At 67.8% G+C, this 26747-nt stretch carries 27 protein-coding genes and 1 riboswitch; of the genes, 18 read left to right on the forward strand and 9 right to left on the reverse strand.

The features are described 5' to 3' along the window. Positions 1–4: 4 nt before the first annotated feature. Positions 5–1060 carry a zinc-dependent alcohol dehydrogenase family protein gene (locus QMF22_RS04945; protein WP_283450999.1) on the reverse strand — a complete coding sequence of 352 codons (1056 nt, stop codon included), beginning with the start codon at positions 1058–1060 and terminating at the stop codon, positions 5–7. Positions 1061–1314: 254 nt separating this feature from the next. Here QMF22_RS04945 and QMF22_RS04950 point away from each other — a divergent pair, with 254 nt between their 5' ends. Both QMF22_RS04950 and QMF22_RS04955 read left to right on the forward strand, forming a co-directional pair. Then, positions 1315–2169: a universal stress protein gene (locus tag QMF22_RS04950; RefSeq protein WP_283451002.1), complete on the forward strand. Its 855-nt coding sequence runs from the start codon at positions 1315–1317 to the stop codon at positions 2167–2169. A 63-nt stretch (positions 2170–2232) separates the two neighbouring features. Further along, complete coding sequence (locus QMF22_RS04955) at positions 2233–3987, forward strand: GAF domain-containing sensor histidine kinase (RefSeq protein WP_283451003.1); 1755 nt, start codon at positions 2233–2235, stop codon at positions 3985–3987. On the opposite strand, the gene QMF22_RS04960 is transcribed toward QMF22_RS04955, so the two are convergent. After that, positions 3887–4573 carry a response regulator gene (locus tag QMF22_RS04960; protein ID WP_283451004.1) on the reverse strand — a complete coding sequence of 229 codons (687 nt, stop codon included), beginning with the start codon at positions 4571–4573 and terminating at the stop codon, positions 3887–3889. The two genes, QMF22_RS04955 and QMF22_RS04960, sit on opposite strands and share 101 nt — an antisense overlap. Positions 4574–4665: 92 nt before the next feature. Next, positions 4666–4974, reverse strand: a complete 309-nt coding sequence (locus tag QMF22_RS04965; RefSeq protein ID WP_283451005.1) for a metal-sensitive transcriptional regulator — start codon at positions 4972–4974, stop codon at positions 4666–4668. Between the two features lie 131 nt (positions 4975–5105). Between QMF22_RS04965 and QMF22_RS04970 the strand changes: the two genes are divergently transcribed. The 5 genes from QMF22_RS04970 to QMF22_RS04990 all read left to right on the forward strand — a co-directional run bounded on the left by QMF22_RS04970 (position 5106) and on the right by QMF22_RS04990 (position 9959). Further along, positions 5106–5327, forward strand: a complete 222-nt coding sequence (locus QMF22_RS04970) for a heavy-metal-associated domain-containing protein (RefSeq protein WP_283451008.1) — start codon at positions 5106–5108, stop codon at positions 5325–5327. After that, the gene (locus QMF22_RS04975; RefSeq protein ID WP_283451010.1) at positions 5327–7561 is read left to right on the forward strand and encodes a heavy metal translocating P-type ATPase; all 2235 of its coding nucleotides are present in this window, start codon (positions 5327–5329) and stop codon (positions 7559–7561) included. The genes QMF22_RS04970 and QMF22_RS04975 overlap by 1 nt, the downstream gene beginning before the upstream one ends. Positions 7562–7703: 142 nt before the next feature. After that, complete coding sequence (locus QMF22_RS04980; protein ID WP_283451012.1) at positions 7704–9368, forward strand: FAD-dependent oxidoreductase; 1665 nt, start codon at positions 7704–7706, stop codon at positions 9366–9368. After that, entirely contained in the window at positions 9365–9667 is a 303-nt protein-coding gene (locus QMF22_RS04985; RefSeq protein ID WP_283451014.1) for a rhodanese-like domain-containing protein, read from the forward strand. The genes QMF22_RS04980 and QMF22_RS04985 overlap by 4 nt, the downstream gene beginning before the upstream one ends. A gap of 1 nt (position 9668) precedes the next feature. Next, positions 9669–9959: a metal-sensitive transcriptional regulator gene (locus QMF22_RS04990; protein ID WP_283451017.1), complete on the forward strand. Its 291-nt coding sequence runs from the start codon at positions 9669–9671 to the stop codon at positions 9957–9959. Positions 9960–10059: 100 nt separating this feature from the next. Here QMF22_RS04990 and QMF22_RS04995 read toward each other — a convergent pair whose 3' ends face one another. Together QMF22_RS04995 and arsB are read right to left on the reverse strand one after the other, a co-directional pair. Next, a complete protein-coding gene (locus QMF22_RS04995) occupies positions 10060–10461 on the reverse strand; it encodes an arsenate reductase ArsC (protein WP_283451019.1) in 402 nt (133 codons plus the stop codon). Between the two features lie 16 nt (positions 10462–10477). Then, on the reverse strand, positions 10478–11506 hold the full coding sequence (arsB, locus tag QMF22_RS05000; protein WP_283451641.1) for an ACR3 family arsenite efflux transporter: 1029 nt from the start codon (positions 11504–11506) through the stop codon (positions 10478–10480). Between the two features lie 180 nt (positions 11507–11686). On the opposite strand from arsB, the gene QMF22_RS05005 reads away from it, so the two are divergent. The 4 genes from QMF22_RS05005 to QMF22_RS05020 all read left to right on the forward strand — a co-directional run bounded on the left by QMF22_RS05005 (position 11687) and on the right by QMF22_RS05020 (position 13649). Beyond that, positions 11687–12061 (forward strand): ArsR/SmtB family transcription factor, encoded by a 375-nt coding sequence (locus QMF22_RS05005; RefSeq protein WP_283451021.1) that lies wholly within the window; start codon positions 11687–11689, stop codon positions 12059–12061. A gap of 152 nt (positions 12062–12213) precedes the next feature. Beyond that, positions 12214–12714: a universal stress protein gene (locus QMF22_RS05010; protein WP_283451022.1), complete on the forward strand. Its 501-nt coding sequence runs from the start codon at positions 12214–12216 to the stop codon at positions 12712–12714. A gap of 9 nt (positions 12715–12723) precedes the next feature. Next, positions 12724–12793: riboswitch (Fluoride riboswitch) on the forward strand. A gap of 41 nt (positions 12794–12834) precedes the next feature. Beyond that, a complete protein-coding gene (locus QMF22_RS05015; protein WP_283451023.1) occupies positions 12835–13272 on the forward strand; it encodes a CrcB family protein in 438 nt (145 codons plus the stop codon). Then, positions 13269–13649: a fluoride efflux transporter FluC gene (locus QMF22_RS05020; RefSeq protein WP_283451024.1), complete on the forward strand. Its 381-nt coding sequence runs from the start codon at positions 13269–13271 to the stop codon at positions 13647–13649. The genes QMF22_RS05015 and QMF22_RS05020 overlap by 4 nt, the downstream gene beginning before the upstream one ends. Positions 13650–13685: 36 nt before the next feature. Here QMF22_RS05020 and QMF22_RS05025 read toward each other — a convergent pair whose 3' ends face one another. From QMF22_RS05025 to QMF22_RS05040, 4 genes are all read right to left on the reverse strand, one after another. Then, the gene (locus QMF22_RS05025) at positions 13686–14573 is read right to left on the reverse strand and encodes a DsbA family protein (RefSeq protein ID WP_283451025.1); all 888 of its coding nucleotides are present in this window, start codon (positions 14571–14573) and stop codon (positions 13686–13688) included. Positions 14574–14745: 172 nt separating this feature from the next. Beyond that, complete coding sequence (locus tag QMF22_RS05030; RefSeq protein ID WP_283451027.1) at positions 14746–15750, reverse strand: sugar phosphate isomerase/epimerase family protein; 1005 nt, start codon at positions 15748–15750, stop codon at positions 14746–14748. A 9-nt stretch (positions 15751–15759) separates the two neighbouring features. Then, positions 15760–16938: a Gfo/Idh/MocA family protein gene (locus QMF22_RS05035; RefSeq protein WP_283451029.1), complete on the reverse strand. Its 1179-nt coding sequence runs from the start codon at positions 16936–16938 to the stop codon at positions 15760–15762. Positions 16939–17021: 83 nt separating this feature from the next. After that, positions 17022–18062: a substrate-binding domain-containing protein gene (locus tag QMF22_RS05040; protein ID WP_283451031.1), complete on the reverse strand. Its 1041-nt coding sequence runs from the start codon at positions 18060–18062 to the stop codon at positions 17022–17024. Between the two features lie 189 nt (positions 18063–18251). On the opposite strand from QMF22_RS05040, the gene QMF22_RS05045 reads away from it, so the two are divergent. Genes QMF22_RS05045 through QMF22_RS05075 form a run of 7 tightly spaced genes read left to right on the forward strand, consistent with a single transcriptional unit; the run spans position 18252 to position 26675 of the window. After that, positions 18252–19772: a sugar ABC transporter ATP-binding protein gene (locus QMF22_RS05045; protein ID WP_283451033.1), complete on the forward strand. Its 1521-nt coding sequence runs from the start codon at positions 18252–18254 to the stop codon at positions 19770–19772. Beyond that, positions 19769–20803, forward strand: coding sequence for an ABC transporter permease (locus tag QMF22_RS05050; protein ID WP_283451034.1), 1035 nt, complete (start codon positions 19769–19771; stop codon positions 20801–20803). Before QMF22_RS05045 ends, QMF22_RS05050 begins: the two co-directional genes overlap by 4 nt. Continuing rightward, positions 20800–22692, forward strand: a complete 1893-nt coding sequence (locus tag QMF22_RS05055; RefSeq protein WP_283451035.1) for an FAD-dependent oxidoreductase — start codon at positions 20800–20802, stop codon at positions 22690–22692. The genes QMF22_RS05050 and QMF22_RS05055 overlap by 4 nt, the downstream gene beginning before the upstream one ends. After that, positions 22689–23576: an SCO3242 family prenyltransferase gene (locus QMF22_RS05060; protein WP_283451037.1), complete on the forward strand. Its 888-nt coding sequence runs from the start codon at positions 22689–22691 to the stop codon at positions 23574–23576. The genes QMF22_RS05055 and QMF22_RS05060 overlap by 4 nt, the downstream gene beginning before the upstream one ends. Then, entirely contained in the window at positions 23573–24334 is a 762-nt protein-coding gene (locus QMF22_RS05065; protein ID WP_283451038.1) for an EboA domain-containing protein, read from the forward strand. Before QMF22_RS05060 ends, QMF22_RS05065 begins: the two co-directional genes overlap by 4 nt. Positions 24335–24387: 53 nt before the next feature. Next, positions 24388–25266, forward strand: coding sequence for a TatD family hydrolase (locus QMF22_RS05070; protein WP_283451040.1), 879 nt, complete (start codon positions 24388–24390; stop codon positions 25264–25266). Next, the gene (locus tag QMF22_RS05075) at positions 25263–26675 is read left to right on the forward strand and encodes an alkaline phosphatase family protein (protein WP_283451042.1); all 1413 of its coding nucleotides are present in this window, start codon (positions 25263–25265) and stop codon (positions 26673–26675) included. Before QMF22_RS05070 ends, QMF22_RS05075 begins: the two co-directional genes overlap by 4 nt. Positions 26676–26747 lie beyond the last annotated feature (72 nt).

Below are 26747 nucleotides of genomic sequence, written 5' to 3' on the forward strand. Positions count from 1 at the left end.
GGAACTAGCGGGAAATGATGACCTTGAGGGCCTTGGTTTCGGCCGCGCGGCCGAAAGTGTCATAGGCCTCGAGGAACTGGTCGAAACTGAAGTGGTGCGTGACGAGTTTCTCTGCGGCCAGCTTCTTGCTCGCGACGAGCTTCAGCAGCATCTTCGTGGTGTTGGCGTTGACCAGGCCCATGCTGATGTTGATGTTCTGGATCCACAGGTTCTCCAGGTGCAGGTCGACCGCTTTACCGTGCACGCCCACGTTGGCGACGTTGCCGCCGGGGCGCACGATCTCGGTGGCCATCGTGAACGTCTGGGGGATGCCGACGGCTTCGATGGCGACGTCGACGCCGGCGCCGTCGGTGAGCGCGAGAACCTGTTCCTTCCAATCCGCTGCGCCGGAGACGACCGTGTCGGTGGCGCCGAAGTCGCGGGCCCGTTCGAGGCGGTTTTCGTCGAGGTCGATGGCGATGATGCTCGCGGCGCCGTAGAGGCCGGCGGTGGCGATGGCGGCCAGTCCCACCGGACCGGCGCCGATCACGGCGACGACATCGCCGGGCTTGACCCGGCCGTACTGCACGCCGATTTCAAAACCGGTCGGCAGGATGTCGCTGAGCATGACGCCCTGGTCGTCACTGACGCCCTCGGGCAGCTTGTGCAGGGAGTTGTCGGCGTAGGGAACGCGCACGAACTCGGCCTGGGTACCGTCGATGAGGTGGCCGAAGACCCAGCCGATGCCGGAGGCGCCCTCGTCGCCGAGGCAGTGCGAGTACAGCCCGTTGCTGCAATTGCTGCAGTGGCCGCAGCTCTTGATGCAGGAGATGATGACCCGGTCGCCTACCGTGAGGTTGCTCACCGCTGAGCCGACCTCGGTGATCGTGCCGACGCCCTCGTGGCCGAGGATGCGCCCGACCGTCACGGCGGGCACATCACCCTTGAGAATGTGCAGGTCCGTGCCGCAGATCGTGGTGGTATCCACGCGCACGATGGCATCCGTCGAACTGTGCAGCTTCGGGTCGGGAACCTCGGTCCAGCTCTTTCGACCGGGACCGCCATAAACCAATGCCTTCACGGGTATCTCCTTGATTCTTACAATGTGGGCGGGCAGAAGACCCGTCAGAACTACGCTAAGACCGACGGGCCGAGGGCGACTAGGGCCGAAAGTCCCGCCCTGTGCGGCCACAGATTGGGCACCTAATCGGGACTTCCGGCCCTACTTGTTGCAACCCGCTGCTGACAGGATGAGTGTGAGGCGATGGGGCATCAGCTCCGCGCTCGTGGCGGGGGACTCCACTGCTGCGACCTGATCAAGAACGAGGTAGAGCAATGAACCGGATGATTGTGGTTGGCATCGACGATTCGGCCGCCGGCGAGACCGCCCTCGCGTGGGCCATGGCCCGCGCTGAGAGAGTCAAGAGCCCGGTGACGCTCATGCACACCGTGTACGAAACCTGGCTGGCCGATGGCTACGGCTACTACGACTCCATCCTCGACGCCGAGAAGAAGCTGCTCACCGAAGCCGGCGCCCGCGCCGTGGCCCTCGCCCCCGGCGTCACCACCCACACCGAACTGCGCACCGGCAGCGCACCGCGCGTGCTGAGCGAACTCTCGAAAGACGCCGACCTCGTCGTCGTCGGAACCGACCAGAAGGGCCGCGTCGAGGGCGAACTGTTCGGCAGCGTGAGCCTACAGATCGCCGCGCTGGCTACCTGCCCGGTCGCCGTGATTCCCTCCCTGCCCGAGACCGAGAGAACCGGCGTCTACGTCGGCGTCGACGGCTCGGCCGACTCGCTGACCGCCGTGGCGTTCGCCGCCGCCGAGGCCGACCGCACCGGCCAGGAGCTGTATGCCCTCTACGCGGTGCACCTGCCGAATCGTCGCGTTCTGCGCAGCATTCCGGCCGACGCCGTGACCGAGCGCATGGAGGAGGAGCGCGTTGTGCTCGCCGAGTCTGTCGCCGGCCTCACCACGCAGTACCCTGACCTCGTGGTGCACCAGGTTCTGGAGACCGACGAATCGCCGGCCCGCGCACTCGTTGCGGCCGCGCAGCACGCCCAGTTGCTCGTCGTCGGCAGTCGCGGACGGGGCTCGCTGCAGCGCCTGCTCATGGGTTCGGTCAGCCACGAAGTGCTGCTGCACATCTCCTGCCCGACAATTGTCACCAGAACCACCCATAAGTAGGTTCACTACCACCAAGTCATGCCAAGGTTAGATCACCGGACGGCATGAGGGTGGGGGACGACGATGACGGATCAGACTGCCGCCGAACTTGCCCTCACCCAGGACCGCATGCGCGGTTTGCTCGACGCCGTCGTCTCGGTGGCTGAAGACCTCAGCCTCGAAGCGGTTCTTGAACGCGTCGTTACAGCGGCCTGCCAGCTCGTGCGGGCTCGCTACGGCGCGCTCGGCGTGATCGGCGAGGGCCAGGCGCTCAGCCACTTCGTCACCGTGGGCTTCGACGAAGAAACCGTGCGCCAGATTGGCGCGCTACCCACCGGGCACGGCGTGCTCGGCCTGCTCATTCGAGAGCCGAACCCGATTCGCCTGCACGACCTGCACGATCACCCCGACTCCTTCGGCTTTCCCGCCCACCATCCGCCAATGAAGTCGTTCCTCGGGGTTCCGGTGCGGGTGCGCGACACGGTCTTCGGCAACCTCTACCTCACCGAGAAAGAGGGCGGAGGGGACTTCACCGACGAAGATCAGACTCTGGCCGTGGCGCTCGCCGCGGCCGCCGGCGTCACGATCGAGAACGCCCGCCTCTACGACGAGGCCCGTGCTCGCTCTCGCTGGCTCGAAGCGGTCGCCGCGATGGGCCGCGACCTGCTGCGACCGGTCGACGGTGAGGACAACGGCCTTGACCTCGTCGTTCAGCGCGTACTCGATGCCTCCGGTGCCGAACTGGCCGTGATTGGTTTTCCCACCGACAACAGCCTGTACTGTGCGGCTGCGGCCGGCACGGATGGCACGACTGCGGCGGGACTGCTCGGCACGACCGTGCTGTTGCAACCCGGTGTGCTGGCCGAGCTGCAGGCCACCGGCCGCTCCGCCACGCTCGCCACTCCGCCCCTCCAGGTAGCGGATGCCGCGCCCGGCTCGGCCGCCCATTGGTCGCACCTGGGGTCCACCCTCATTGCCGCCCTGGGGCCGGCCGGCGACGGGCAGGGCGTGATTCTGCTGTCGCGCGCACCGGCATCCGCTCGATACAGCGTCACCGATGTGGAGATGAGCGCGGTCTTCGGCACGCAGGTGTCACTCGCGCTCGAATTGGCCTCCGTGCACCGCATGCGCGAAGAGCAGGCCGTGCTCGGCGACCGCGACCGCATCGCCCGCGACCTGCACGACCTGGTCATTCAGCGGCTGTTCGCCGCCGGGCTGAGCATGCAAAGCCTGCGGCGGTTCACCAACGATCCGATTGCGCTCGACCGCATCAACGCCGTCACGAACGAGCTCGATGACACCATTCGGGAACTGCGCGACACGATCTATTCGCTGCGCGGCATGGCGCAGGACACCGGGATGCTCAGCAGTCGCATTCTGGCCGTGATCAAGGAGGGGGCGGCGAGCCTGCCGTATGCGCCGCGCATCCGCTTGTCCGGGCCGATCGATGCGCCGCTCGCCGATGACCTCGCCAGCAACCTGCTCGCCGTGATCTCGGAGGGCCTCAGTAATGCTGCGCGGCATTCGCAGGCGAGCATGATCGACATTTCGGTCGATGCCCAGGACGACCGCATCAAGCTCGTCATCGCCGACAATGGTTGTGGTTTCAGCAAGCCCACCCGCCGCAGCGGCCTGGACAACCTCAAACAGAGAGCGGCGCTGCTCGGCGGCAAATTCTCGGTGCGCAGCACCCCGGGCGAGGGCACCCGGCTGCGCTGGTCTGCGCCGGTGCCGGAGATTACCGTTGGTGTTCGTCTCCACGTGTCGCAACGTACACGGCAGCCTGGGTTCGGCGCTGAAAATCCAGCTTCGCCAGCATCGACGACACGTAGTTCTTGACCGTTTTCTCGGCCAGAAACATGGTCTGACCGATTTCACGGTTGGTCAGACCTTCTCCGATCAGGTCGAGCACCTTGCGCTCCTGCGCGGTGAGCGACGCGAGACGGGCGTCTTGCGGGTCAGCCAGGCCGGTGATGATGCCCGCCTTGACGGTTGGGTCGAACAGCGACTCACCGGCGGCTGCGCGACGGATCTTGTCGAGCAGGTCGGTGCTGCGAATTTCCTTCAGTACGTAGCCTGCCGCGCCGGCGAGCACGGCGCCGCGCAACGCCTGCTCGTCGTCGTAACTCGTGAGAATGAGGCACTGCAGGGCCGGATCGACCGAGCGTACGTCGCGACACACCTCGATGCCGGTGCCGTCGGGCAGGCGGGCGTCGAGAATGGCCACGTCGGGTCGCAGCGTCGGGATCAGCACGGTGGCTTCCGCCGCCAAACCGGTGTCGGCGACGACGTCGAAACCCTCGCCCTCGAGCAGCTCACGCAGACCTCGGCGCACCAGTTCGTGGTCGTCGAGAATGAAAACGCGGATGGGAACGGCGAATGATGCCTCAGCCGTCGTCTGGGGCGCGCTGTGCGGCAGGTTCATGGTGGTCCTTCCCGAATGGGCACGCTGGCTGTATTTGTATTAACAGTGTCGCGCGCGGCGCGGCGCGGCGACTAGGGCCAAAGGTCCGGTCCTTAGGAGCGAACCAGCCGGGCGATGGCCGCAGATGCCTCCTGCAGCTTGGCCTCGGCTTCGGTACCGCCGGCCATGGCCGCGTGCAGAACGCAGTGGTTGAGGTGGTCATCGAGCAGGCCCAGAGCGACCGATTCGAGGGCGCTCGTCATGGCCGAAATCTGGGTGAGAATGTCGATGCAGTACTTGTCGTCGGTGACCATGCCCTGCAAGCCGCGGGCCTGACCCTCGATGCGGCGCAGGCGCTTGAGATAGGCGTCCTTGTTGGAGATGTAGCCGTGCGGGCCGTCGTGGCTCTCTGACTCGGTCATGACATTATCCTCTGCGTCGTTCGTGAACTTAATGCTTAACTGTACCCCCTCGGGGTATAGTAGGGGAAAGGGTACCCCCAAGGGGTATGCTCGAATAAATACCCATTCGGGGAAACAGTTAGGAATTTTCGATGAGCACCACGACCGCTTACAGCGTTGACGGAATGACTTGCGGCCACTGCGTCGCCAGCGTGACCGAAGAGATTACCGCGCTCGCGGGCGCCGAGAACGTCACGGTCGACGTCGTCAAGGGTGGCACCTCGCAGGTCACCGTCACGAGCGCCGCCCCGCTGGACCGCGCCCTGGTCGCCGCGGCCGTCGAGGAGGCGGGCTACCAGCTGGTAGCCGCCTGATGTCTGCCGATGCGGGCCAGCAGGTGGACCTGCTCGTTGGGGGTATGACCTGCACCTCGTGTGCGGCCCGCATCGAGAAGAAGCTCAACCGGATGCCCGGGGTTGAAGCCAGTGTCAATTACGCCACCGAAAAGGCGAACGTCTTCGTGCCGGCCGGCACGAGCATCGACGACGCCATCAAAACCATCGAAGCCACCGGGTATACGGCCGCGTTGCCGGCCCCCGTCACCGTGGCCCCGACCGCCGTCGACCCCGAGTTGGCGGCCCTGCGCCAGCGCCTGCTGATCTCTGCCGCGCTGACTGTTCCCGTCGCTGTTCTGTCAATGATTCCCGTGCTGCAGTTCCCGAACTGGCAGTGGCTGGCCCTGACCCTCGCGGCCCCGGTCGCGATCTGGGGCGCCTGGCCGTTCCACCGCGCCGCCTGGGTGAACGCCCGCCACGGCGCCGCAACCATGGACACCCTGGTCAGCGTCGGCGTGCTCGCCGCCCTCGGCTGGTCGCTCTACGCCCTGTTCTTCGGCACGGCCGGCATGGCTGGAATGACCATGAGTTTCACCTTCTCGGCCACGCCGGGAAGCGGCACCAGCGAGATTTACCTGGAGGTGGCATCCGCTGTCACCGTGTTTATTCTGGCTGGTCGGTACGCGGAAGCCCGGGCAAAGCGCAACTCCGGCGCGGCCCTCGCGGCGCTGCTCGAGCTCGGCGCGAAGGAGACCACGCTGCTGCGTGATGGTGTCGAGAGTCGCATCAGCACCGCGCTGCTCGTGGTCGGCGACCAGTTCGTGGTGCGGCCGGGGGAGAAAGTCGCGACCGACGGGGTGATCGTTGATGGCTCGAGCGCTATCGATGCGAGCCTGCTCACCGGCGAATCGGTACCGATCGAGGTCGGTCCGGGCGACAGTGTTGTGGGCGCCACCCTGAACTCCGGCGGGCGACTCGTGGTGCAGGCCACGCAGGTCGGTGCGGACACCGAGTTGGCCCACATCGGCCGGCTGGTGGAGCAGGCCCAGACCGGCAAAGCCGAGGTGCAGCGCCTGGCCGACCGCGTCTCCGGCGTGTTCGTGCCGATCGTGATCCTGCTCGCCCTCGCGACCCTGGCCGGCTGGCTTCTGGTCGGGGCTGGCGCCGCGATGGCGTTCACCGCGGCCGTGGCGACGCTGATCATCGCCTGCCCGTGCGCGCTCGGGCTGGCCACACCGACGGCGCTGCTGGTGGGAACCGGGCGCGGCGCGCAGCTGGGCATCCTGATCAAGGGGCCGCAGGTTCTGGAATCCACGCGCCGGGTCGACACGATTGTTCTCGACAAGACCGGCACGGTCACCACCGGGCGTATGACGCTGTCGAGTGTCGATGCGCGCGAGTGCGGGTCTGAAGACGATCTGCTGGGGCTGGCGGGGGCGGCCGAAAGCGGGTCCGAGCATCCGATCGCCCGGGCGATCACGGCCGGCGCGGTTTCTCGGCTGGGCGCGGTGCGCGCTTCGTCGGAGTTTCTGTCCGAGCAGGGGCTCGGCGTGCAGGCGTTGGTGGATGGACGCCTGGTGCTGGTCGGACGGCCCGTCTGGCTGATCGAGCGCTGGAACCTTGTCGTGCCGATTGAGATGCAGGCCGTGATGGGCACCGCGGAGGCACTCGGCAAGACCGCGGTCATGGTGGCCTGGGACGGCCAGGTGCGCGGCGTGCTCACCGTCGCCGACACGGTGAAGCCTACGAGCGCCGCGGCGATAGCTCGCTTTCGTGCCCTCGGGCTGACTCCGATGCTCGTGACAGGTGACAATCTCGCCGCGGCGCAGAGTGTCGCCTCGCTCGTCGGCATTACCGATGTGACCGCCGGGGTGCTGCCGGCCGACAAGGCTCGGGCGATCGCTTCTTTGCAGGCGCAGGGCCACGTGGTGGCCATGGTCGGGGACGGCGTGAACGATGCCGTCGCTTTGGCGACCGCCGACCTCGGCATTGCCATGGGGTCGGGCACCGACGTGGCCATCGAGGCGAGTGACTTGACGCTCATGCGCAGCGACCTGCTCGCCGCAGCGGATGCGATACGGCTGGCCCGCCGCACCCTTAAGACGATCAAGGCCAACCTGTTCTGGGCCTTCGCCTACAACGTCGCGGCGATTCCGCTCGCGATGGCCGGGCTGCTGAACCCTCTGATCGCCGGGGCCGCGATGGCCCTGTCGTCGATCTTCGTGGTGACGAACAGCCTGCGCCTGCGCGGTTTCCGAGCCCAGCCTGCTTGAGTGTGCTTTCCGGGCCCGGAAAGTGGGCCCAAGATCTATCGTGGTCCCGGTTTCCTAACGAGGGCCCCATGAGCGCAGGCGGCGCGCACCGCAGGCTTGTGCTCTTTATACCCCTTGGGGTATCCTTGATCCGGAGGCACACGTGAAAATCATCATTGTAGGCGGAGTTGCGGGCGGAATGTCGGCGGCGACCAGGTTGCGCCGACTCGACGAGAGCGCCGAGATCATCGTGTTCGAGCGCGGCCATTACGTGTCGTTCGCGAACTGCGGGCTGCCCTATTTCGTGGGGGGAATCATTCGGGATCGCGGTGACCTGCTGCTGCAGACCCCCGAATCCCTCGGGGCACGCTTCGCACTCGACGTGCGCGTCGACACCGAGGTCGTGCAGATTGACCGCACGGCCCAGACCGTCTCGGTGCGCAATCTGCTGACCGACGAAACGAGCGCTGAACACTACGACCGCCTCGTGCTCGCGGCCGGCGCTTCGGCACGATCCACCGCGGCTGAAGACACCACCGTCCCCACGCGCACCCTGCGCACGGTCGACGACGTCGATCACATCACCGCGGTGCTGGCGGGCGCCGCAGCGGCATCCGCTGTGGTGATCGGCGGTGGGTTCATCGGCCTCGAAGCCGTCGAAAACCTCGTGCACCGCGGCGTGCACGTGACCCTCGTGCAGCGCGGGCCGCAGATTTTCACCCCGCTCGACCCCGAGATGGCCGCTTCTGTACTCGATCGCCTGCGGGAACGCGGCGTCGACGTGCGCCTGAACACCACGGTCACCGGAACGTCAGCCCTCGGCATCATGCTCAGCGACGGCCGCAGCGTGCCCGCCGACCTCGTGATCGACGCGAGCGGCGTAAGCCCCGACGTCACCCTCGCCGAACAGGCCGGCCTCCGCCTCGGCGAGAGCGGCGGCATCTGGGTCGACGGCACCCAGGCCACGAGCGACCCGCATATCTTCGCGGTCGGCGACGGCGTGGAGAAAACGGATGCCGTCAGCGGCACCGGCACGCTCCTCACCATGGCGGGCCTCGCGAACCGACACGGCCGCTCCGTGGCCGACAGCATTGCCGGCACCCCCGAGCAGGCCACCCCCGCGCTCGGCACCGGAATCCTGGGCATCTTCGGCCTCACCGTGGCGCTGGTCGGCTGGAGCGAGAAACGCCTGGTCGAGGCCGGCCGCGCCCACCGTATCGCGCACACCCACCCCGCCAACCATGCCGGCTACTTTCCCGGCGCGGAGGGAATGTCCATCAAACTGCTCATCGACGCCGAGTCCGACGCGATCCTCGGCGCCCAGATAGTGGGCGGCGCCGGGGTGGACAAACGCATCGACGTACTGGCGGTCGCGATGGCGGCGGGGCTGAGCGCATCCGCTTTGACGCGTCTCGAACTGGCCTACGCGCCGCAGTATGCCTCCGCGAAGGACCCAATCAACCAGCTCGGCTACGTCGCGTCGAACCTCGCGCAGGGCACGAGCGTGAACCTGCAATGGCACGAGCTGGCGGCAGCGCGCGGCCGCGGCGCCGTGCTCGTCGACGTGCGATCGGCCGGCGAATTCGCGGCCGGCAGCATTCCGGGCGCGCTCAACGTATCGCTCGACGACCTGCGCGGCCGGCTCGATGAGCTGCCGCGTGTGCCGCTGATCGTGCACTGCCAGGTGGGTCAGCGCGGCCATACCGCCGCTCGCATTCTCGCCCAGAACGGATTCGACGTGCGCAATCTTGACGGCGGCTATCGCACCTGGCTCGCCGGAACGTCTAGCCTTGTTGTTTCCCCCATTTTGGAAAGGGCCCTCGCATGAAAGAGATCACCGCCACCGAGCTGAACGCGCTCACCGAACCCGTCGTCATCGACGTGCGCGAACCGTGGGAGTACGAAGCAGCCCACGTGCCCGGCGTTGTGCACATTCCGATGGGCGAGGTCGTGGCACGAATCGGTGAGATTCCAGCGGATGTCCCGGTGCACGTCATCTGCGCCCTCGGCGGTCGCAGCGCCCAGGTCGCCGAGTATCTGGCGGCCCACGGCCACGACGCCGTGAACATCGCCGGAGGGACAACGGCCTGGCAGCAGGCCGGGCTTCCCACCGAACAGGGGGCCTGAGGTGGCGATCTCGTCGACGGCCGATGACACGACGGCCAGGGCCGCCGAGCAGAAGAAGATTCTCAACCGGTTGCGCCGGGCGCAGGGGCAGCTGACCGCGGTGATCGCCGCGGTCGAGGGCGGCGGCAACTGCCGCGACGTGGTCACGCAGCTCGCCGCAGTGTCGAGCGCGCTCGACAAGGCGGGCTTCGTCATCGTGTCGACCGCGATGCGCGACTGCATCGCGAACCCCGACAACGAGAACTCAATGACGGTGCCCGAGCTCGAGAAGTTGTTCCTGACGCTCGCGTAGCGAGGCGGCATCCGCTCGCCGGGCCCACCTTGGGCAACTGGGCCCATGATCAATCGTGGTCCCGGTTTCCGGGCCCGGGGCCGGAAAGCTCAGCGACGAGTCAGACGACCGGCAGAATCTCCGCGAGAAGCGCCTCGATGCGCGCCTTGATCTCATCGCGAATGGGGCGCACGCTCTCGAGACCCTGGCCGGCCGGGTCGGCCAGTTCCCAGTCCTCATACCGCTTGCCCGGAAAGATCGGACAGGCGTCGCCACAGCCCATGGTGATGACGACGTCGGCCTGCTTGACCGCCTCGGTCGTGAGAATCTTCGGCACGTTGTGCGCGATATCGATGCCCTCTTCGGCCATCGCAGCAATGGCCACCGGGTTGATCTGGTCCTTCGGCTCGGAGCCGGCCGAGAACACGTCGACGCGTCCCTGCGCGAGCGCGGTCAGATAGCCGGCAGCCATCTGCGAGCGTCCGGCGTTGTGCACGCAGACGAAGAGTACGGAGGGTTTCATTGGAGTCTTCTTTCGTCTAAACGAGAGTGGATGCCGCGGCGGGCGTCGGCGACGCCGCCACCGGCATCCGCTCGGGAAACAAGCGGGGTTTGAGCCAGAGTGCCACGTAGACCAGGGCGATGAGCGCCGGCACTTCGATCAACGGACCGACGATGCCAGCCAGGGCCTGGCCGCTGAGCGCGCCGAAGGTGCCGATCGCGACGGCGATGGCGAGCTCGAAGTTGTTGCCGGCGGCGGTGAACGCGAGGGTCGTGGTTCGCTCGTAGGTCATGCGCAGCAGGCGCCCGGTGAGAAAACCGACCAGGAACATGACCGCGAAGTAGACCAGCATCGGCAGCGCGATGCGCGCGACATCCCCAGGGTGGTCAGAGACCAGCTGCCCCTGCAGCGCGAACAGCATGACGATGGTGAACAGCAGGCCCCATAGTGCGAACGGGGCGACCCGGGGGAGGAAGCGCGCCTCGTACCAGTCGCGCCCGCGGCGCGCCTCGCCGATGCGGCGCGACAGATAGCCGGCCAGCAGCGGGATGCCGAGGAACACCAGCACGCTCGCGGTGATTGCCCAGATCGAGAACTCGGCGCTCGTTGTAGGCAAGCCGAGCCACGCTGGCAGCACCTGCAGGTAGAACCAGCCGAGCGCGCCGAACGCGACGACTTGGAACACCGAATTCACGGCCACGAGAAAGGCGGCGGCTTCGCGGTCGCCGCAGGCCAGGTCGTTCCAGATCAGCACCATGGCGATGCAGCGGGCGAGCCCGACGATGATCAGGCCGGTGCGGTATTCCGGCAGGTCGGGCAGAAAAATCCAGGCCAGGGCGAACATGAGGGCCGGGCCGACAAGCCAGTTCAGCAGCAGGGAGGAGACCAGCAGGCGCTTGTCGCTGGCGACGGCGCGGGCATCCGTGTAGCGAACCTTGGCGAGTACCGGATACATCATGATGAGCAGCCCGAGGGCGATCGGCACGCTGATCGACCCGATCGTCCACAAGTGCAGCAGCTCGCCGACGGCGGGAACGTATCCGGCCAGCAGCAGGCCGAGGGCCATGGCGGCGAGGATCCAGACGGGCAGCAGCCGGTCGATCGCGCCGAGTCGGGTGGGGGCTGGGGCGGTGCTGTTCACGAATCTCCAAGTCTTAGACAGCGATTCGCGGTAACATTGATCGTTGTCGATGTCCACGCTAGATCACTGGATCGACCGATGTCAATCTAAGGAGGGTGTGTTCGCGTGTCGGTTACCCAGACCCTGCCACTGACCGACATTTCTCGCCGTTCAACCGACGAAGCGGATGCCTGCTCTTCGCCGTTAGCCCGCGCGTCCATCGCCCCCGACCACGCCGATGCCCTGGCCCGCTCTCTCAAAGCCCTCGCCGACCCGGCCCGGCTGCGCATCATTTCGATCGTCTCGGCCCACACCGACCAGGAAGCCTGCGTCTGCGACCTGACCGACCAGCTCACCCTGAGCCAGCCCACCATCTCGCACCACCTCAAGGTACTCGTCGAGGCCGGCTTTCTCAGCCGGGCTAAGCGCGGCACCTGGTCGTACTACAGCGTGGTACCCGGCTCGCTGAACTCCGTAGTCGGAGTGCTCGCCGACGTCTGACGCCCGGCGCGTGGCGCGACATCCGTTCGACCTGCTTGGCGGCCGTGCGCCACCGCGCGACTGCTTGGCCGACTGCCCCACCCGCGCGCCACTAGCCCGATGAGGGGAACGCGGCCAAGCTGGTCCCGGGGCGGAGCCCGAAGGGAGCCCACATGAGTACCTATGTGATCGTTGGAGTCACACCCGGCCAGCCCGACGTGGTTGTGTTGGAGGCCGCCGCGTTTGCGGACCGGTTTCAGGCCGAGCTGGTCTGCGCCACGGTCGAGCCCGGCCGCTACGTGATCGATGAGTTCGCCGACGGCAGCATCCTCTCGCTGCCGGTCGACCCCGACCTGCTCGATCTGGACGACGAGGGCTTTCCCGTTGCCCTGCGAGCCCACCTGACGACCCTGCTCGCCGGTCGCACCCTGACCTGGTCGACCCGGGCTGTCGCGGGCGACCCGGCCCGCGCGCTTGCGCATCTCGCCGACACCCTTGATGCCGCGATGATCGTGGTCGGCACACGCGAGCGGGGCGTGCGGGCCAGCGTGCAAGAGTTCTTCGCCGGCTCCGTGGCCGTGCACCTCGCGCACCGGCAGCACCGACCCGTCGTGGTCATTCCCCTGGCCCCGGTGGCCTTTCGCGACGAACTACCGTGGGAGTCCACCGATTAGGGCGTGTATTCTGGCCACGGCGATGGATCCCGCCCGAGCATCCGCTCAAACTGCCCGTGCTGATGGTTCCTGCTGAGTGCAACAGGTAGGTGAACCATCGCCACGAACACGCCACGAGCCGTGCACCTGAACTGGCGCTACCTCGCCCTCGTCTTTCTCGGCGGAACCGTCGGCACCGCCCTCCGCGAAGCGCTCGGGCTGCTGCTGCCGCCCATCGATCTGGCCGGCGCCCGCCTGCCGCTGACCACTCTCGGCATCAACCTGCTCGGAGCCCTGCTGCTCGGGCTGCTGCTCGAAGCGCTCGTGCGCCGCGGACACGACGCCGGTGGCCGCCGCACCGCGCGCCTGCTGCTCGGCACGGGCCTGCTCGGTGGATTCACGACCTACAGCGCCCTCGCCACCGACACCGCGCTGCTCCTTCACGGCGGCGCCATCGCACCGGCCATCGCCTATGCGCTCGCCACGGTTCTGCTCGGCGGCCTCGCGACCTGGCTCGGAATCGTGCTGGGCGCGGCGCTGCACCGTCGCGGGGAATCCTCTCGGGGGGGAAACGGATGACCCCGCTCCTGTTCTTCGGCGTCGCTGCGGCCGGCGGAGTGGGTGCGGCCACCCGCCTGATTCTGGACGGCCTCGTTCGCACCCGCCTCGGCGGGGCGTTTCCCTATGGCACCACGATCATCAACGTGAGTGGCTCGCTGCTGCTCGGCCTTGTCACCGGCCTGGCCCTGAACCTCGTGCTCACGCCGGAGTGGAGCCTCGTGCTCGGCGTCGGCCTGCTCGGCGGGTATACGACGTTCAGCACGGCCAGCTTCGAGACCGTGCGGCTGGCCCAGGCGCATCGGTATCTGGCCGCGCTGGCCAACGGACTCGGCATGCTGGCGGCATCTGTTCTGGCGGCTGCGCTCGGGCTCTGGGCCGGGCTCGCCCTCGGCTGACGGGGCACGGGCCCCGTCCCAAGTGCGGGCGGGTGGCTACTCGCCCGCGCCGGCCGCAGCGGTCGTCTGCGCGGTGACGAAAGCCTCGAAGGCGGCGGCATCAGAGACGGAACCGGTGTACTTCACGCCGTTCACCAGCACAGTGGGCGTTCCTTCGACCTTGGGAATGTCGGCGTTGGCGATCGGGCCGTCGAGCGCGCGCTGCGTCGACGCGGCGACCCAGCCCGAGTAGGTCTCGTCCGTGATGCAGCTGGCGACATCGGTCGAGGTCACGCCGGCGCCCTGCACGAGGCTGGTCAGTTCGGCATCGGTCAGGCCGCTTGAGTTCTCGGCGGGCTGGCCGGCAAACATAGCCGTGTTGAAGGCCAGGAATTTGTTCGGGTCATAGTCCGCCACGCAGGCAGCGGCGTTGGCGGCGCGGGTGGAATACTTCGTGCCCGACGATGCGCGGTCGAGGATCGAGATGGGGTGGAACTCGACCGTGGCGTTGCCGGCGGTGACCCACTTGGTAATCTGGTCGCCGTTCGTGGTTTCGAAGGTGCCGCAGATCGGACAGAGATAGTCGAGGTAGACCACGATGTTGGCCGTGTTCGTGAGGGCCGTCTGGTCGGTCGCGATCGGTTTCGCGTCAGCGCTCTGGGCAGCTGTCGTCGCGGCGGAGACCGTGGTGCCGTCGCTGCCGAGCAGAATGCCGTCACTGGCCATGTTCGCCGGACCCTGCGCCGCCGGTGCGTTGACGTTGTTCACGATGACGAGGGCCACGACGGCAACCACGGCGAGCAGGCCGATACCGATGCCGCCGCGCAGAAAGAGGCGCCGGCGTTTGTCCCGCTTGACCTGTTCGGCCCGCATCAGCCGTGCGTGTTCGCGGGCCTCCTCGCGACGGTCTTTTTTGGGCGGACGGGCCTGGCCGGAAGTGCTCATGCGGGAGTTCACCATTCGTTCGTCGCTGCGCCGCCGAAGCAGCCGTTGCCTACGACGTTAGTGGTCCCGCCTAACGGTCAGGTTCACGCTGGCTGGGAGGCGGCTGGGAGCGCGGCGCGGCCAGACCGAACGGGGCACACAAAATAAGCGGATGCCCGCAGCACGCACGCGGTCAGCGCCGCGTGCTGAACGCCGCATCGAATGCATCGGTCGGCGCGTCGAAGGCGAGCGACCGTACGAAGGCGAGTGCTTCGGGAGCGCCGACCAGGCGGTCCATTCCGGCGTCCTCCCACTCCACCGAGAGCGGGCCGTCGTAGCCGATGGTGTTGAGCATGCGAAAACTGTCTTCCCACGGTACGTCGCCGTGGCCGGTGGAAATGAAATCCCAACCGCGGCGCGGGTCTGCCCAGGCCAGCAGCGAGCCGAGGCGGCCGTTGCGGCCGTTGGACATCCGCTTCTTGGTGTCTTTGCAGTCCACGTGGTAAATGCGATCTCGAAAGTCCCAGAGAAAACTGACCGGGTCGAGGTCCTGCCAGATGAAGTGGCTCGGGTCCCAGTTCAAGCCGAAGGCCGGGCGGTGCCCGATGGCCTCGAGGGCGCGATGGGTGGTCCAGTAGTCGAAGGCGATCTCGCTCGGGTGCACCTCGTGGGCGAAGCGCACGCCGACCTCATCGAACACGTCGAGAATCGGGTTCCAGCGGTCGGCGAAGTCCTGGTATCCGGCGTCGATGAGCTGCTGCGACACCGGAGGGAACATGGCTACGTACTTCCAGATTGCCGAACCGGTGAAGCCGATGACGGTTTTCACGCCGAGCTTCGCGGCGAGGCGGGCGGTGTTCTTCATCTCTTCGGCGGCGCGCTGGCGCACCCCCTCCGGGTCGCCGTCGCCCCAGACCGAATCCGGCAGGATATCGCGGTGGCGCTGGTCGATCGGGTCGTCGCAGACGGCCTGTCCCTTGAGGTGGTTGGAGATAGCCCAGACCTTGAGGTTGTACTTCTCGAGCACGGCGAGCTTGCTGGCGACATAGTCGGCGTCGTTCCAGCGATGCGGGTCGAGGTGATCGCCCCAGCAGGCGATCTCGAGCCCGTCATAGCCCCAGCCGGAGGCCAGCCGGGCTACCTCGTCGAAGGGAAGATCGGCCCACTGGCCGGTGAACAGGGTGATCGGGCGGGCCATGATGTGCTCCTATTTTTCGCGGGCGAGAATGGGGGTCCAGGCGCTGCCAGCGTTCGAGCTGGCCTCGACCGCGGCGAGCGCCCGCTGCACCTGCAGTCCGTCGGCGAACGAGGGCGTCGGCTGAACGTCGGCAGCGATCGCCTCGACGAAGTCCCGGGCCTGGTGGGTGAAACCGTGCTCATACCCGAGGGTATGCCCGGGCGGCCACCACGCGGCCAGGTACGGATGCTGCGGCTCGGTGACCAAAATTTTGGTGAAGCCCTGCTGCCCGATCGCGGCGGTTCCGTCGAAAAATCCCAGTGCGTTGAGGTCTTCGAGGTCGAACGAGATCGCGCCGAGCGAGCCGGCCACCTCGATGCGGAAGGAATTCTTGCGGCCGGTGCTGAAGCGGGTGGCTTCGAAGCTGCCGAGCGCGCCGCCCTCGAACCGGCCGGTGAACAGGGCCACATCGTCGACAGTCACCGCGCCGCGCTCTGCAGTGACGGTGCCGGAGAGTCCGTGGCGGGCGCCGACCAGCGGGCGTTCCTTCACGAGGGTCTCGATAATTCCGGAGACGCTCGTGACGCTTTGACCGGTGATGAACTGGGCCAGGTCGATGGCGTGCGCGCCGATGTCGCCGAGCGCTCCCGAGCCGGCAAGGTCCTTCTGCAGGCGCCAGGTCAGCGGGGATTCCGGGTCGACCAGCCAGTCCTGCAGGTAGTTCACCCGCACTTGGCGAACGTCGCCGATCTTGCCGGCGGCCACGAAGTCGCGGGCGAGCGTCGCGGCGGGAATGCGGCGATAGGTGAACCCGACCATGGCGTACACGCCGCGCGCGGAGGCGCGACCGGCGGCATCCGTCATCGCCTCGGCCTCGGCGACGGTGTTGGCGAGCGGTTTCTCACAGAGCACGTGTTTGCCAGCGTCGAGCGCTGCGATGGCGATCTCGGCGTGCGACGTGCCGGGGGTGCAGATATCGATCACGTCGATATCGGGCCGGTCGATCACGGCCCGCCAGTCGGCGGAGGACTCGGCCCAGCCCCACTTTTCTGCGGCCGCGGCCGCCGAGACCGGGTCGCGCCCGACGAGGATGCTCATCTGGGGCTGCGTCGGCAGGTCGAAGAATCGTGGGGCCACACGCCAGCCCTGGGAGTGCGCTGCGCCCATGAATCCGTGGCCGATCAGGGCTACGCGGAGGGGTGCGCTCATGAGGGAACTCTTTCTGTTGGTCGTCGCGGGCTGGTGATGTCGCGCAGGAGCAGGCTCGGCCTACTCCTGCGCGAGAGTGCCGCTTAGGACTCGAAGGCGGTCGGCAGGTACTTGTCCACGTTCTCGCTCGTCACGACCGGGGCGTTGAGCACGATCCGGCTGGGAATCTCGACCTCGACCAGGTCACTCATCGCCTTCTCCTGCACGAGCAGGCGGGCCAAGCGGATGCCGTCGGCCGCCTGGGTGGACGGATAGACCACGGTGGCCTTCATGACGCTGTCGCCGGCCTGGATCAGGCGCATGGCGTTGGCGGATCCGGCGCCGCCGACCATGATGAACTCGTCGCGTCCGGCGGTGTCGATTGCTGCGAGTACGCCGATACCCTGGTCGTCGTCGTGGTTCCAGAGCGCGTCGATCTGCGGGGCGGCAGCGAGCAACTGCGAGGTTGTGGCCTCGCCGCCCGCCACGGTGAAGTCGGCGGAGACGCGGTTGGTGACCGACAGCCCGCAGTCGCTCAGCGCCTGCGCGAAGCCGGCGCTACGATCCTGGGTCAGGGGGAGCGAGTCGATGCCGGCGATCTCGGCGATCACGGCGTCGGGGTTGTCCCCGAGCTCTCCGCAGATGTAGGTACCGGCGCTGACGCCCATGCCGTAGTTGTCGCCGAGGATGGTAGCGCGGGCGGCGAAGGTGCTGGAGAACTCGCGGTCCACGTTGATCACCGGGATCCCCGCCTCCATGGCTCGGGTGGCCACCTGGGTCAGCGCGGCACCGTCGGTGGGCAGCAGCACGATGGCGTCGACGCCATCGTTGATGAAGCCCTCGACCTGACTGATCTGCAGGTTGGCGTCGTTGGTGCCCTCGGCCACCCGCAGGTCGATGTCGTCGTACTTGTCGGCCTCGGCGATCGCCGCGCTGTTGATGGCGCCGAGCCAGCCATGGTCGGAGGCGGGGCCCGAGTAACCGATGACGATGGTGTCGCCCTGGGCCTCGTTGCCCTCGACGCTGGCGTTCGTGGGCTGCGTGTTCGTGGCGGTACCCGACGTGCACCCTGTGATGAGGCCGACGACAGCCAGCGAGGTGCCGGCGGCGTAGAGAATTCTGCGGAGCGTGCGTGGTGCAAGCATGTTGTTCCCTCTGGATCGGTGAAGAGCTGCAGGAGTTGTGCTGTGCTGCCGGCGATCGTGCGGGGCAATTGTCGAACAATTGAGAAGGCGTCGACGCTGACGAGTTGAACGATAGCAGATGATGACAGTTGGCGCGCAACTTATTGATGTTGATCGACGTAAGTGCCGACATTGTGTTAGGTTTTTTGCATGATCACTGTCGACCATTCCGCAGCATTACTCGAGGTTCGCGGGCTTAGAAAGAGTTTCGCCGGGGTGAAGGCGCTTCAGGGCGTCGACCTCACGGTGCGCGCCGGCGAGGTGCACTGTGTACTCGGCCAGAACGGCGCCGGCAAGTCCACCCTCATCAAGACCCTGTCCGGTGCCTACCAGCCCGACTCCGGAGCGATCTTTTGGCAGGGCGAGCCGGTCACCATCGGGGGTCCGGTCGCCGCTCTCCAACTCGGCATCGCCACCATGTACCAGGAACTCGACGTGGTCGACGGTCTCACCATCGCCGAGAATGTCTTTCTCGGGCACGAGCAGGCCACCGGCGGTCTGCTGCACGTCGCTTCGGCCAATGCCCGAACCCAGGAGATTCTCGCACGGCTCGGCCACAGCGAAATCTCGCCGCGCACCGAGGTCGGCCAGCTCTCGGCCGCGAACAAGCAGATCGTGAGCATGGCCCGGGCGCTCAGCCGCGACACGAAGCTGATCATCATGGACGAACCCAGTGCTGTACTCGACTCGCACGAGGTCGAAAACCTGTTCCGCGTCGTCGAGGAGCTCACCATGCAGGGCATCGCCGTGGTCTACATCTCCCATCGCCTCGCCGAGATTCGCCGCATCGGCGACCGCATCACCGTGATCAAAGACGGCAAGACCATGGCAACCGGCCTGAGCGTGGCCGATACCCCCACGCCAGACCTCATCCGCTTGATGACCGGTCATGAGGTCGCCAACGTCTTTCCGACGGCCGGACCTGTGCCAGCGGATGCGCCGGTCGTGCTCAGCTGCGACGCCCTCGGCGTGCGCGGGATCTTTCGCAACGTCTCGCTCGAGGTGCGCGCCGGCGAGATCGTCGGCTTCGCCGGGCTGGTGGGTTCCGGCCGCTCCGAAATTCTCGAGGCCATCTACGGTGCCCGCCGCAGCACGAGTGGCACCGTCACCGTGAACGGCACGGTACTGCGTCCTGGCTCCGTCGACGCCGCAGTCCGCGCGGGGATCGGCCTGTCGCCCGAGGAGCGCAAGAGCCAGGGCCTCATCCTCGATGAACCCATCTTCAAGAACGTCACCCTGTCGTCCTTTGCCCGGTTCGCCCGCGGCGGGTTCCTCCGGGAGGGCACCGAACGCGAAGCCGCCCGGGAACAGATCGAGGCTCTCGAACTGCGGCCGGCCGACCCCGACTTGGCCACACGCAGCCTCTCCGGCGGAAACCAACAGAAAATTCTGCTCGCACGCTGGCTCGTGCACGGAACGGCCGTGCTGCTGCTCGACGAGCCGACCCGGGGGGTGGATGTCGGTGCTCGCGCCGAGATCTACGCCCTGATCCGGCGACTGGCCGCGGCCGGCACCGCCATCATCGTGGTCTCCAGCGAGATCGACGAGGTGCTCGGCCTGGCCGATCGCGTGCTGGTCATCAGCGACGGTGACGTTCTCACCACAACGAATTCCAGCGAAATCGACGAACCCGGTGTTCTCGACCTGGTCATGAGAGGAAGTGCCGCATGAGCGAGCAGATCACCCAGGCGGCCCCGCCGGCCCCCGCAGGCGTCGACGCGCCACCCGGCGTCATCAAACGGATGCTCGGCGGCTCGGCCGGCCGCAACCTCGGCCTGGTCATCGCCCTGGCCGTGCTCATCGCGGTGGGGGCCATCACCGCGGGCGACCGGTTCGCCAGTCTCGACAACGTCATCACGATCATCCGCTTTGCCTCGATCATCGGCGTGATCAGCATCGGCATGACCTTTGTGATCACGGCCGGGGGCATAGACCTCTCGGTCGGTTCGGTGATGGGCCTGTCCACCGTGGTGGCGAGCCTGGCGGCCGTGCAGCTCGCGTCAACCCAGACCTCGTGGCTGCTCATGGTCGTCATTGCGCTCGCCGTGGGTACCCTGGCCGGCTTCGTCAACGGCATCGTGATCGCCTACGGGAAGGTCGTCGCGTTCATGGCGACCCTCGCCATGCTCGTCGGGGCGCGCGGTCTCGCCGAACTGATCTCGAACCGGTCGACCCAGATCGTCAACAACCAGGACTTTCTCGGCTTCTTCCGCTCCGACCTGCTCGGACTGCCCATTCTGATCTGGATCTTCCTGGTCGTGGCGATCGCCGGCTGGATTGTGCTCAACCGCACAACCTTCGGCCGACGCACCGTCGCGGTCGGCGGCAACCCGGAGGCCAGCCGCCTCGCCGGCATCAAGGTGAAGCGCCACATGGTCTACATCTACATGATCGCCGGCCTCACCTCGGGCGTTGCCGCCGTGATGATGCTCGGCCGCACCACCGCCGGCACCGCGACCCACGGCACGCTCTACGAGCTCGACGCCATCGCCGCCGTCGTGGTCGGCGGCACGCTGCTGATCGGCGGGCGCGGCACGATCGTGGGCACCGTGCTCGGCGTGCTCATCTTCAGCACCCTCACCAACGTGTTCACCCAGAACAACCTCTCGACCTCGGTGCAGAACGTGGCGAAGGGCGTCATCATCGTGGCCGCGGTGCTGCTGCAACAGCGCTTCGCCTCCCGCGGCAGCCGCGGCAAGTGAGCAGGCCGGGCAGCAGGGCGCCGGCCGTCTTCGACGACGGGATCACCGAGACCGCCCTGCCGCACTGCACGGTGGTCGAAACCGACGTGCTGATCGTCGGGTCGGGGCCGGCCGGTTCGGCCGCCGCCCTGTTCCTGTCCACGCTCGGCGTGCCGAACATCATGATCACCAAATACCGGTGGACGGCGAACACGCCGCGGGCGCACATCACCAACCAGCGCACGATGGAGATCTTTCGCGACGTCGGCATCGACGACGCCGTGCGCGCCGAGTCGACCCCGAACGAGCTGATGGGCGACACCGTGTTCTGCACCTCGATCGCCGGCGAGGAACTCGGACGCATCCTGACCTTCGGCACGCATCCGGCCCGTCACGCCGACTACGAGCTGGCCTCGGCCGCCAGCACCTGCGACATCCCGCAGACCTACCTCGAGCCGATCCTGGTGAAGAACGCCACTGCGCGAGGCACCCAGACCCGGTTCTCGACCGAATACCTCTCGCACGTGCAAACTGCGACCGGGGTGAGCGTGCGCGTACTGGACCGGCTTACGGGGGCCGAGTTCAGCATCCGTGCGAAGTATCTGATCGGCGCAGACGGGGCGCGTTCCCAGGTCGCTGCCGACCTGGAGCTGCCGATGAAGGGGGAGATGGATATCGCCGGCTCGATGAACATCACCTTCACGGCCGATATCTCACCCTTCGTCGGGCACCGCCCCTCGGTGCTGTACTGGGTGGTGCAGCCCGGCTCGAACATCGGCGGCATTGGAACCGGCCTCGTGCGCATGATCCGGCCGTGGAACCAGTGGCTCGTGGTGTGGGGCTACGACATCGCCGAGGAACCCCCGGTGATCGATACGGCCGCGGCCACACAGATCGTACGCAACCTGCTCGGACTGCCCGAACTCGAGGTGGAGATCACCGGAACCTCGCTGTGGGGCAACAACGCGCAGTACGCCACCCGGCTGCAGCACGGGCGGGTGTTCTGCGTCGGCGACGCCGTGCACAAGCATCCGCCGAGCAACGGCCTCGGGTCGAACACGTCCATCCAGGACTCCTACAACCTCGCCTGGAAACTCGCCGCAGTGCTCGCCGGCACAGCGGGCCCCGAACTTCTGCGCACCTACACCGAGGAGCGTGCACCGGTCGCTAGGCAGATCGTGTTGCGCGCCAATAAGTCGGCCGGCGAGTTCGGGCAGCTCTTCGAAGCCCTCGGCATCACCGGCGCCCGCACCGAGACGGAGATGATCGAGCTGATCGAGGAACGCAAGGCGAACACTCCGGCCGGCGCTGCTAAACGGCAGGCCATCCAGGCCGCGATGGAGGTCAAGAACTACGAGTTCAACGCCCACGGCGTCGAGATCGGACAGTTCTACGAATCGGCCGCCATCGTCGCCGACGGCTGGTGCCGTCCCGAGCCGGAGCGCGACCCCGAACTGTACTACCAAGCCTCGACCGTACCCGGCTCGCGCCTGCCGCACGCCTGGGTGGGCGACAGCGCCCGAAAGGTGTCGACCCACGACCTCGCACCGTTCACCCAGTTCACGGTCATCACCGGAATCACCGGCTCAGCCTGGGCGGATGCCGCGGCGCGGGTGGGCGCGCGCCTCGGCGTGCGGCTCGAAGCCGTGATCATCGGCCCCGGCCAGCCCGTGACCGACCTGTACTTCGACTGGGCACGGCTGCGCGAGGTCTCCGAGGACGGTGCCGTGCTCGTGCGCCCCGACAAACACATCGGCTGGCGATCGCTCGCCATGGCCGACGACCCCGAAGGCGCCCTGTTCGCCGCGATGACCGCGCTGCTCAGCCGCGGCGACAGCGTGTCGGACGGTCTGCTGAACAGCCTGGTTGACGCTCAGGTCAGCCTGGTCGCCAGCGCGGTGCGCTCATGATGACGCCTGATGCTTTCGCCCGCCTCGTTCGCCTGCCGGCGGCGCTCACCGCCCCCGGCGACACCCTCGCCGGAGCCGCCGCCTCCGGGCGGGCGCCCGGCGCCGACACCGTGCTGCTGCCGCTCTGCTCGACCCTCATCTACTGGGCCGGCATGGCCCTGAACGACTACGCCGACCGGGCCCTCGACGCGGTGGAGCGCCCGGAACGCCCGATTCCGGCCGGCGACGTGACCCCCGCCGAAGCCCTCACCGTGGCCATCGTGCTCACCACGGCCGGTGTCGGCCTGGCCGCGCTGGCCGGCGGGCGACGCACCCTCGCGGTGGCCGTTCCGCTCGCCGCGAGCGTCTGGGCCTACGACCTCGCGTTCAAATCCACCCGGCTCGGCCCGGTCGCAATGGCCTCGACGCGGCTGCTCGACGTGCTGCTCGGTGCGGCGTCGGCGCGGCCCGGGTCGCTGCGCCTTGCCCTGCCGGCCGCCCTCACCGTGTTCACCCATACCCTCGGCACCACCACGCTCAGTCGCGACGAGGTGCACGGCTCGACCAGTGGCGTTGTGGGTACCCTGGCCCTCGCGGGAACGCTGGGTGCTGCGGTGGTCGCCGCCGCCGGTCCGGCCCGACACCCCACCAACGGATGCCTGCCCCGCCTCGTCGGCGCCGCCCTCGCCGCTGTCTACCTCGGCGCGGTGGCCCCCGCCCAACTACGGGCCCGCAACAGTCGCGCGGCCGCGGACGTGCGTCGCGCTGTCGGGGCCTCGGTGATCGGAACGATCGGCCTGCAGGCCGCGCTCATCGCGCGGTCCGGCTTCGTGGGAATAGGCCTTACCGTCGCGGCCCTGCTGCCGCTCGGCCGGCGCCTCACCCGGCGGGTGTCGGCGACATGACCGGCGCCTCATCCGGCGCCTCGTCCGGCGCTGCGACCACCCTCGCAGACCACCTCACCGACGCCGCGTCGACCTGGCTCGAGGGCGCCCGCGCCGACGTGCAGCAGAACCCGGCGCTGATCACCCGGTACTTTCCCGTCGTCTCCCGCCGCTGCGGGCGTGCACCGCTCGAGGCCGGCGACCCGCAGGGACTGCGACACGGCACCGTCGACGACGCCGCCCGCGGCGTGCTGCTCGGTGCGCTCAGGGTGTCGGGCCAGGCGCGCGTCGACCTTCTCGACGACCTGTATCGGCACGGCGATGCCGGCGAGAAGCGCGGTGTGCTGCGCGGACTGCACCGGCTCGACACCCCCGGCGCCGATCCCGCTAACCCCAGCGCCGATCCCGGCACCGATCCAGGAATCGGCCCGGCGCTCCTTGCGCTCATCGACGACGCCCTCCGCACCAACGACCTGCGCCTAATCGCGGCCGCCGTGCAGCCCTACGGTGCGCACTACCTCGGAGCCGACGCCTACCGCCACGCCGTAGTCAAGTGCGTCTTCACCGGCGTTCCGCTGCACGTCGTCGGCAATCTCGCCGAGCGACAGGGGCCCGAACTCGCCCGCATGCTCGTTGACCTCGCCCACGAGCGCGCCGCCGCCGGCCGCGGCATCCCCCCGGATATCCACGCCGTGGTCGCAGCCTTCCCGGCCTGCCTCGATCGCCCCGACCTCCCGGCAGCCCTGCTCGCCGCGTTGTTGCCCTCACCCGTGGCATAGAACCCATCGCCCAGAACTCACCGCAGAGAACACACCATATAAAAGGACGACACATGCGCATCATGGACCCGCACATTCACATGAGTTCCCGCACCACCACCGACTACGAGGCCATGTACGCCGCCGGGGTGCGGGCCGTCGTGGAGCCGGCGTTCTGGCTCGGCCAGCCCCGCACGAGCGTCGAATCGTTCATGGACTACTTCGACGCGCTCGTCGGTTGGGAGCCTTTTCGGGCCAGCCAGTTCAACGTGCGGCACTTCTGCACGATCGGCCTCAACCCCAAGGAGGCCGGCGACCCGCGCCTGGCCGGGGTGCTCGACATCATGCCGCGCTACCTGGAGAAGGACGGCGTCGTGGCCGTGGGTGAGCTCGGCTACGACTCGATGACCCCGCAGGAAGACCACGCCTTCGCCGCCCAGCTCGCGCTCGCCGTCGCCCACGAGCTGCCGGCGCTCGTGCACACTCCCCACCGCGACAAGCTCGCCGGCACCCGCCGCACCCTCGACGTGGTGCGGGAGAGCGGCATCGCACCCGGCATGGTCGTCGTCGACCACCTCAACGAGGTCACCGTGCACGCGGTCGTCGATTCCGGCTGCTGGATGGGCTTCAGCATCTACCCCGACACCAAGATGGACCCCACCCGCATGGTTGCGGTGCTGAACGACATCGGACTCGACCGGGTGCTCGTCAACTCGGCCGCCGACTGGGGCCGCAGCGACCCGCTCACCACCCGGCGCACCGGCGACGCTATGCTCGCCGCCGGGTTTGACGACGACGCGGTCGACCGCATCCTCTGGCGAAACCCGATCGAGTTCTACGGCCAGAGTGGCCGCCTCGACCTCGCCGAAACACTCGACTCGACCGAGACAGCGGATGCCGCGGTGCCGGCCGAATATGCCGGCAACTCCATCATGCGCGGTGCCCGCGCATGAGCACCCCGGTAACAGGCGAGGAGGCCACGCCCACGCCGCTGCTCGTGATCGACGTCGCCGGGCTGACCCCGCGGCTACTCGCCGTGATGCCGCAGCTGCAGGCCGTCGCGTCCCGCGGCTTCGCCGCCGAACTCGGCACCGTGCTGCCCGCCGTCACCTGCTCCGCACAGTCCACCTTTCTCACCGGACTCACGCCGGCCGAACACGGCATCGTCGGCAACGGCTGGTACCTGCGCGACATCGGCGAGGTCAACCTCTGGCGCCAGCACAACCGGCTGGTCGGCGGCGAGAAGATCTGGGAGACCGCCCGCCGCACCAATCCCGGCTACCGAGTGGCGAACGTGTGCTGGTGGTATGCCATGGGCGCCACGACCGACGTCACGATCACCCCGAGGCCCGTCTATCATGCCGACGGACGCAAATCACCGGATGCCTACATCCGCCCGCCCGAGCTGCACGACGAACTGGTCGCCAAGCTCGGCGCCTTTCCGCTGTTCACCTACTGGGGCCCGACCGCCGGCCTGGCCTCCTCACGCTGGATCGTGGGCGCGGCCCGGCACGTGCTGCCCCACCACGACCTCACGCTCGTCTATGTGCCGCACCTCGACTACGACCTGCAGCGATTCGGCCCCGACGACGAGCGCTCCTTCGACGCCGCGCGCGATCTCGACGCCGTGCTCGCGCCGCTGCTCGATGATGCGCACCGGCGGGGCGTGACTGTTGTGGTGCTCAGCGAATACGGCATCACGAACGTGGACCAGCCGGTCGACCTGAACCGCATGCTGCGGCGTGAAGGCCTGCTCGAGGTGCACCACAACACGAGCGGTGAACTGCTCGACCCGTGGACGTCTCGTGCCTTCGCCGTGGCCGACCACCAGCTCGCGCACGTCTACGTGCCGGATGCGGCTGACCTGCCCCGGGTGCGCGCCCTGCTGGCGGCGCTGCCCGGGGTGGCTGAGGTGCTCGATGCCGAGGGGCAGGCCGGCTACGGCCTCGACCATGAGCGAAGCGGCGAGCTTGTGGCCGTCGCCGAAAAGAACGCCTGGTTCACCTATTACTACTGGCTCGACGACGCGAAGGCACCCGACTTCGCTCGCGGTGTGGAGATCCACAAGAAGCCCGGCTACGACCCGGCCGAATTGTTCTTCGACCCCGACGACAGGTTCGTCAAGCTGCGGGCCGCCCGCAACCTCGCGAAGAAGAAACTGGGGCTGCGCTACGCGATGGACGTCGTGCCGCTGGATCCCTCGTGCGTTCGCGGTTCCCACGGCCGGCTGCCGGAGACCGCCGCCGACGGCCCGGTGCTGCTCTGCTCCGACCCTTCGGCCATACGCACCAGCCTTGCCGCCACCGAGGTGCGCGACCTGCTGCTGCAACTCGCCGGCCTCGCGCAGCCAGCCCCCGTCTAGCCCGCCCCTGAGCCTTTCTGAAAGCGCACAGCAATGGCGCCCCCGCGAGGGGGCGCCATTGCTGTGGGGGCG

The organism is Cryobacterium sp. PH31-L1 (assembly GCF_030063145.1).
Lineage (GTDB): Bacteria > Actinomycetota > Actinomycetes > Actinomycetales > Microbacteriaceae > Cryobacterium.

What these genes read in the sequence shown, in the direction of transcription:
- QMF22_RS04950 (WP_283451002.1), top strand. Translation starts at nt 1,315, where the DNA reads ATGAACCGGATGATTGTGGTTGGCATCGACGATTCGGCCGCCGGCGAG.
- QMF22_RS04955 (WP_283451003.1), top strand. Translation starts at nt 2,233, where the DNA reads ATGACGGATCAGACTGCCGCCGAACTTGCCCTCACCCAGGACCGCATG.
- QMF22_RS04960 (WP_283451004.1), bottom strand. Translation starts at nt 4,573, where the DNA reads ATGAACCTGCCGCACAGCGCGCCCCAGACGACGGCTGAGGCATCATTC.
- QMF22_RS04965 (WP_283451005.1), bottom strand. Translation starts at nt 4,974, where the DNA reads ATGACCGAGTCAGAGAGCCACGACGGCCCGCACGGCTACATCTCCAAC.
- QMF22_RS04970 (WP_283451008.1), top strand. Translation starts at nt 5,106, where the DNA reads ATGAGCACCACGACCGCTTACAGCGTTGACGGAATGACTTGCGGCCAC.
- QMF22_RS04975 (WP_283451010.1), top strand. Translation starts at nt 5,327, where the DNA reads ATGTCTGCCGATGCGGGCCAGCAGGTGGACCTGCTCGTTGGGGGTATG.
- QMF22_RS04985 (WP_283451014.1), top strand. Translation starts at nt 9,365, where the DNA reads ATGAAAGAGATCACCGCCACCGAGCTGAACGCGCTCACCGAACCCGTC.
- QMF22_RS04995 (WP_283451019.1), bottom strand. Translation starts at nt 10,461, where the DNA reads ATGAAACCCTCCGTACTCTTCGTCTGCGTGCACAACGCCGGACGCTCG.
- arsB (WP_283451641.1), bottom strand. Translation starts at nt 11,506, where the DNA reads ATGGCCCTCGGCCTGCTGCTGGCCGGATACGTTCCCGCCGTCGGCGAG.
- QMF22_RS05010 (WP_283451022.1), top strand. Translation starts at nt 12,214, where the DNA reads ATGAGTACCTATGTGATCGTTGGAGTCACACCCGGCCAGCCCGACGTG.
- QMF22_RS05020 (WP_283451024.1), top strand. Translation starts at nt 13,269, where the DNA reads ATGACCCCGCTCCTGTTCTTCGGCGTCGCTGCGGCCGGCGGAGTGGGT.
- QMF22_RS05025 (WP_283451025.1), bottom strand. Translation starts at nt 14,573, where the DNA reads ATGAGCACTTCCGGCCAGGCCCGTCCGCCCAAAAAAGACCGTCGCGAG.
- QMF22_RS05030 (WP_283451027.1), bottom strand. Translation starts at nt 15,750, where the DNA reads ATGGCCCGCCCGATCACCCTGTTCACCGGCCAGTGGGCCGATCTTCCC.
- QMF22_RS05035 (WP_283451029.1), bottom strand. Translation starts at nt 16,938, where the DNA reads ATGAGCGCACCCCTCCGCGTAGCCCTGATCGGCCACGGATTCATGGGC.
- QMF22_RS05040 (WP_283451031.1), bottom strand. Translation starts at nt 18,062, where the DNA reads ATGCTTGCACCACGCACGCTCCGCAGAATTCTCTACGCCGCCGGCACC.
- QMF22_RS05045 (WP_283451033.1), top strand. Translation starts at nt 18,252, where the DNA reads ATGATCACTGTCGACCATTCCGCAGCATTACTCGAGGTTCGCGGGCTT.
- QMF22_RS05050 (WP_283451034.1), top strand. Translation starts at nt 19,769, where the DNA reads ATGAGCGAGCAGATCACCCAGGCGGCCCCGCCGGCCCCCGCAGGCGTC.
- QMF22_RS05060 (WP_283451037.1), top strand. Translation starts at nt 22,689, where the DNA reads ATGATGACGCCTGATGCTTTCGCCCGCCTCGTTCGCCTGCCGGCGGCG.
- QMF22_RS05065 (WP_283451038.1), top strand. Translation starts at nt 23,573, where the DNA reads ATGACCGGCGCCTCATCCGGCGCCTCGTCCGGCGCTGCGACCACCCTC.
- QMF22_RS05070 (WP_283451040.1), top strand. Translation starts at nt 24,388, where the DNA reads ATGCGCATCATGGACCCGCACATTCACATGAGTTCCCGCACCACCACC.
- QMF22_RS05075 (WP_283451042.1), top strand. Translation starts at nt 25,263, where the DNA reads ATGAGCACCCCGGTAACAGGCGAGGAGGCCACGCCCACGCCGCTGCTC.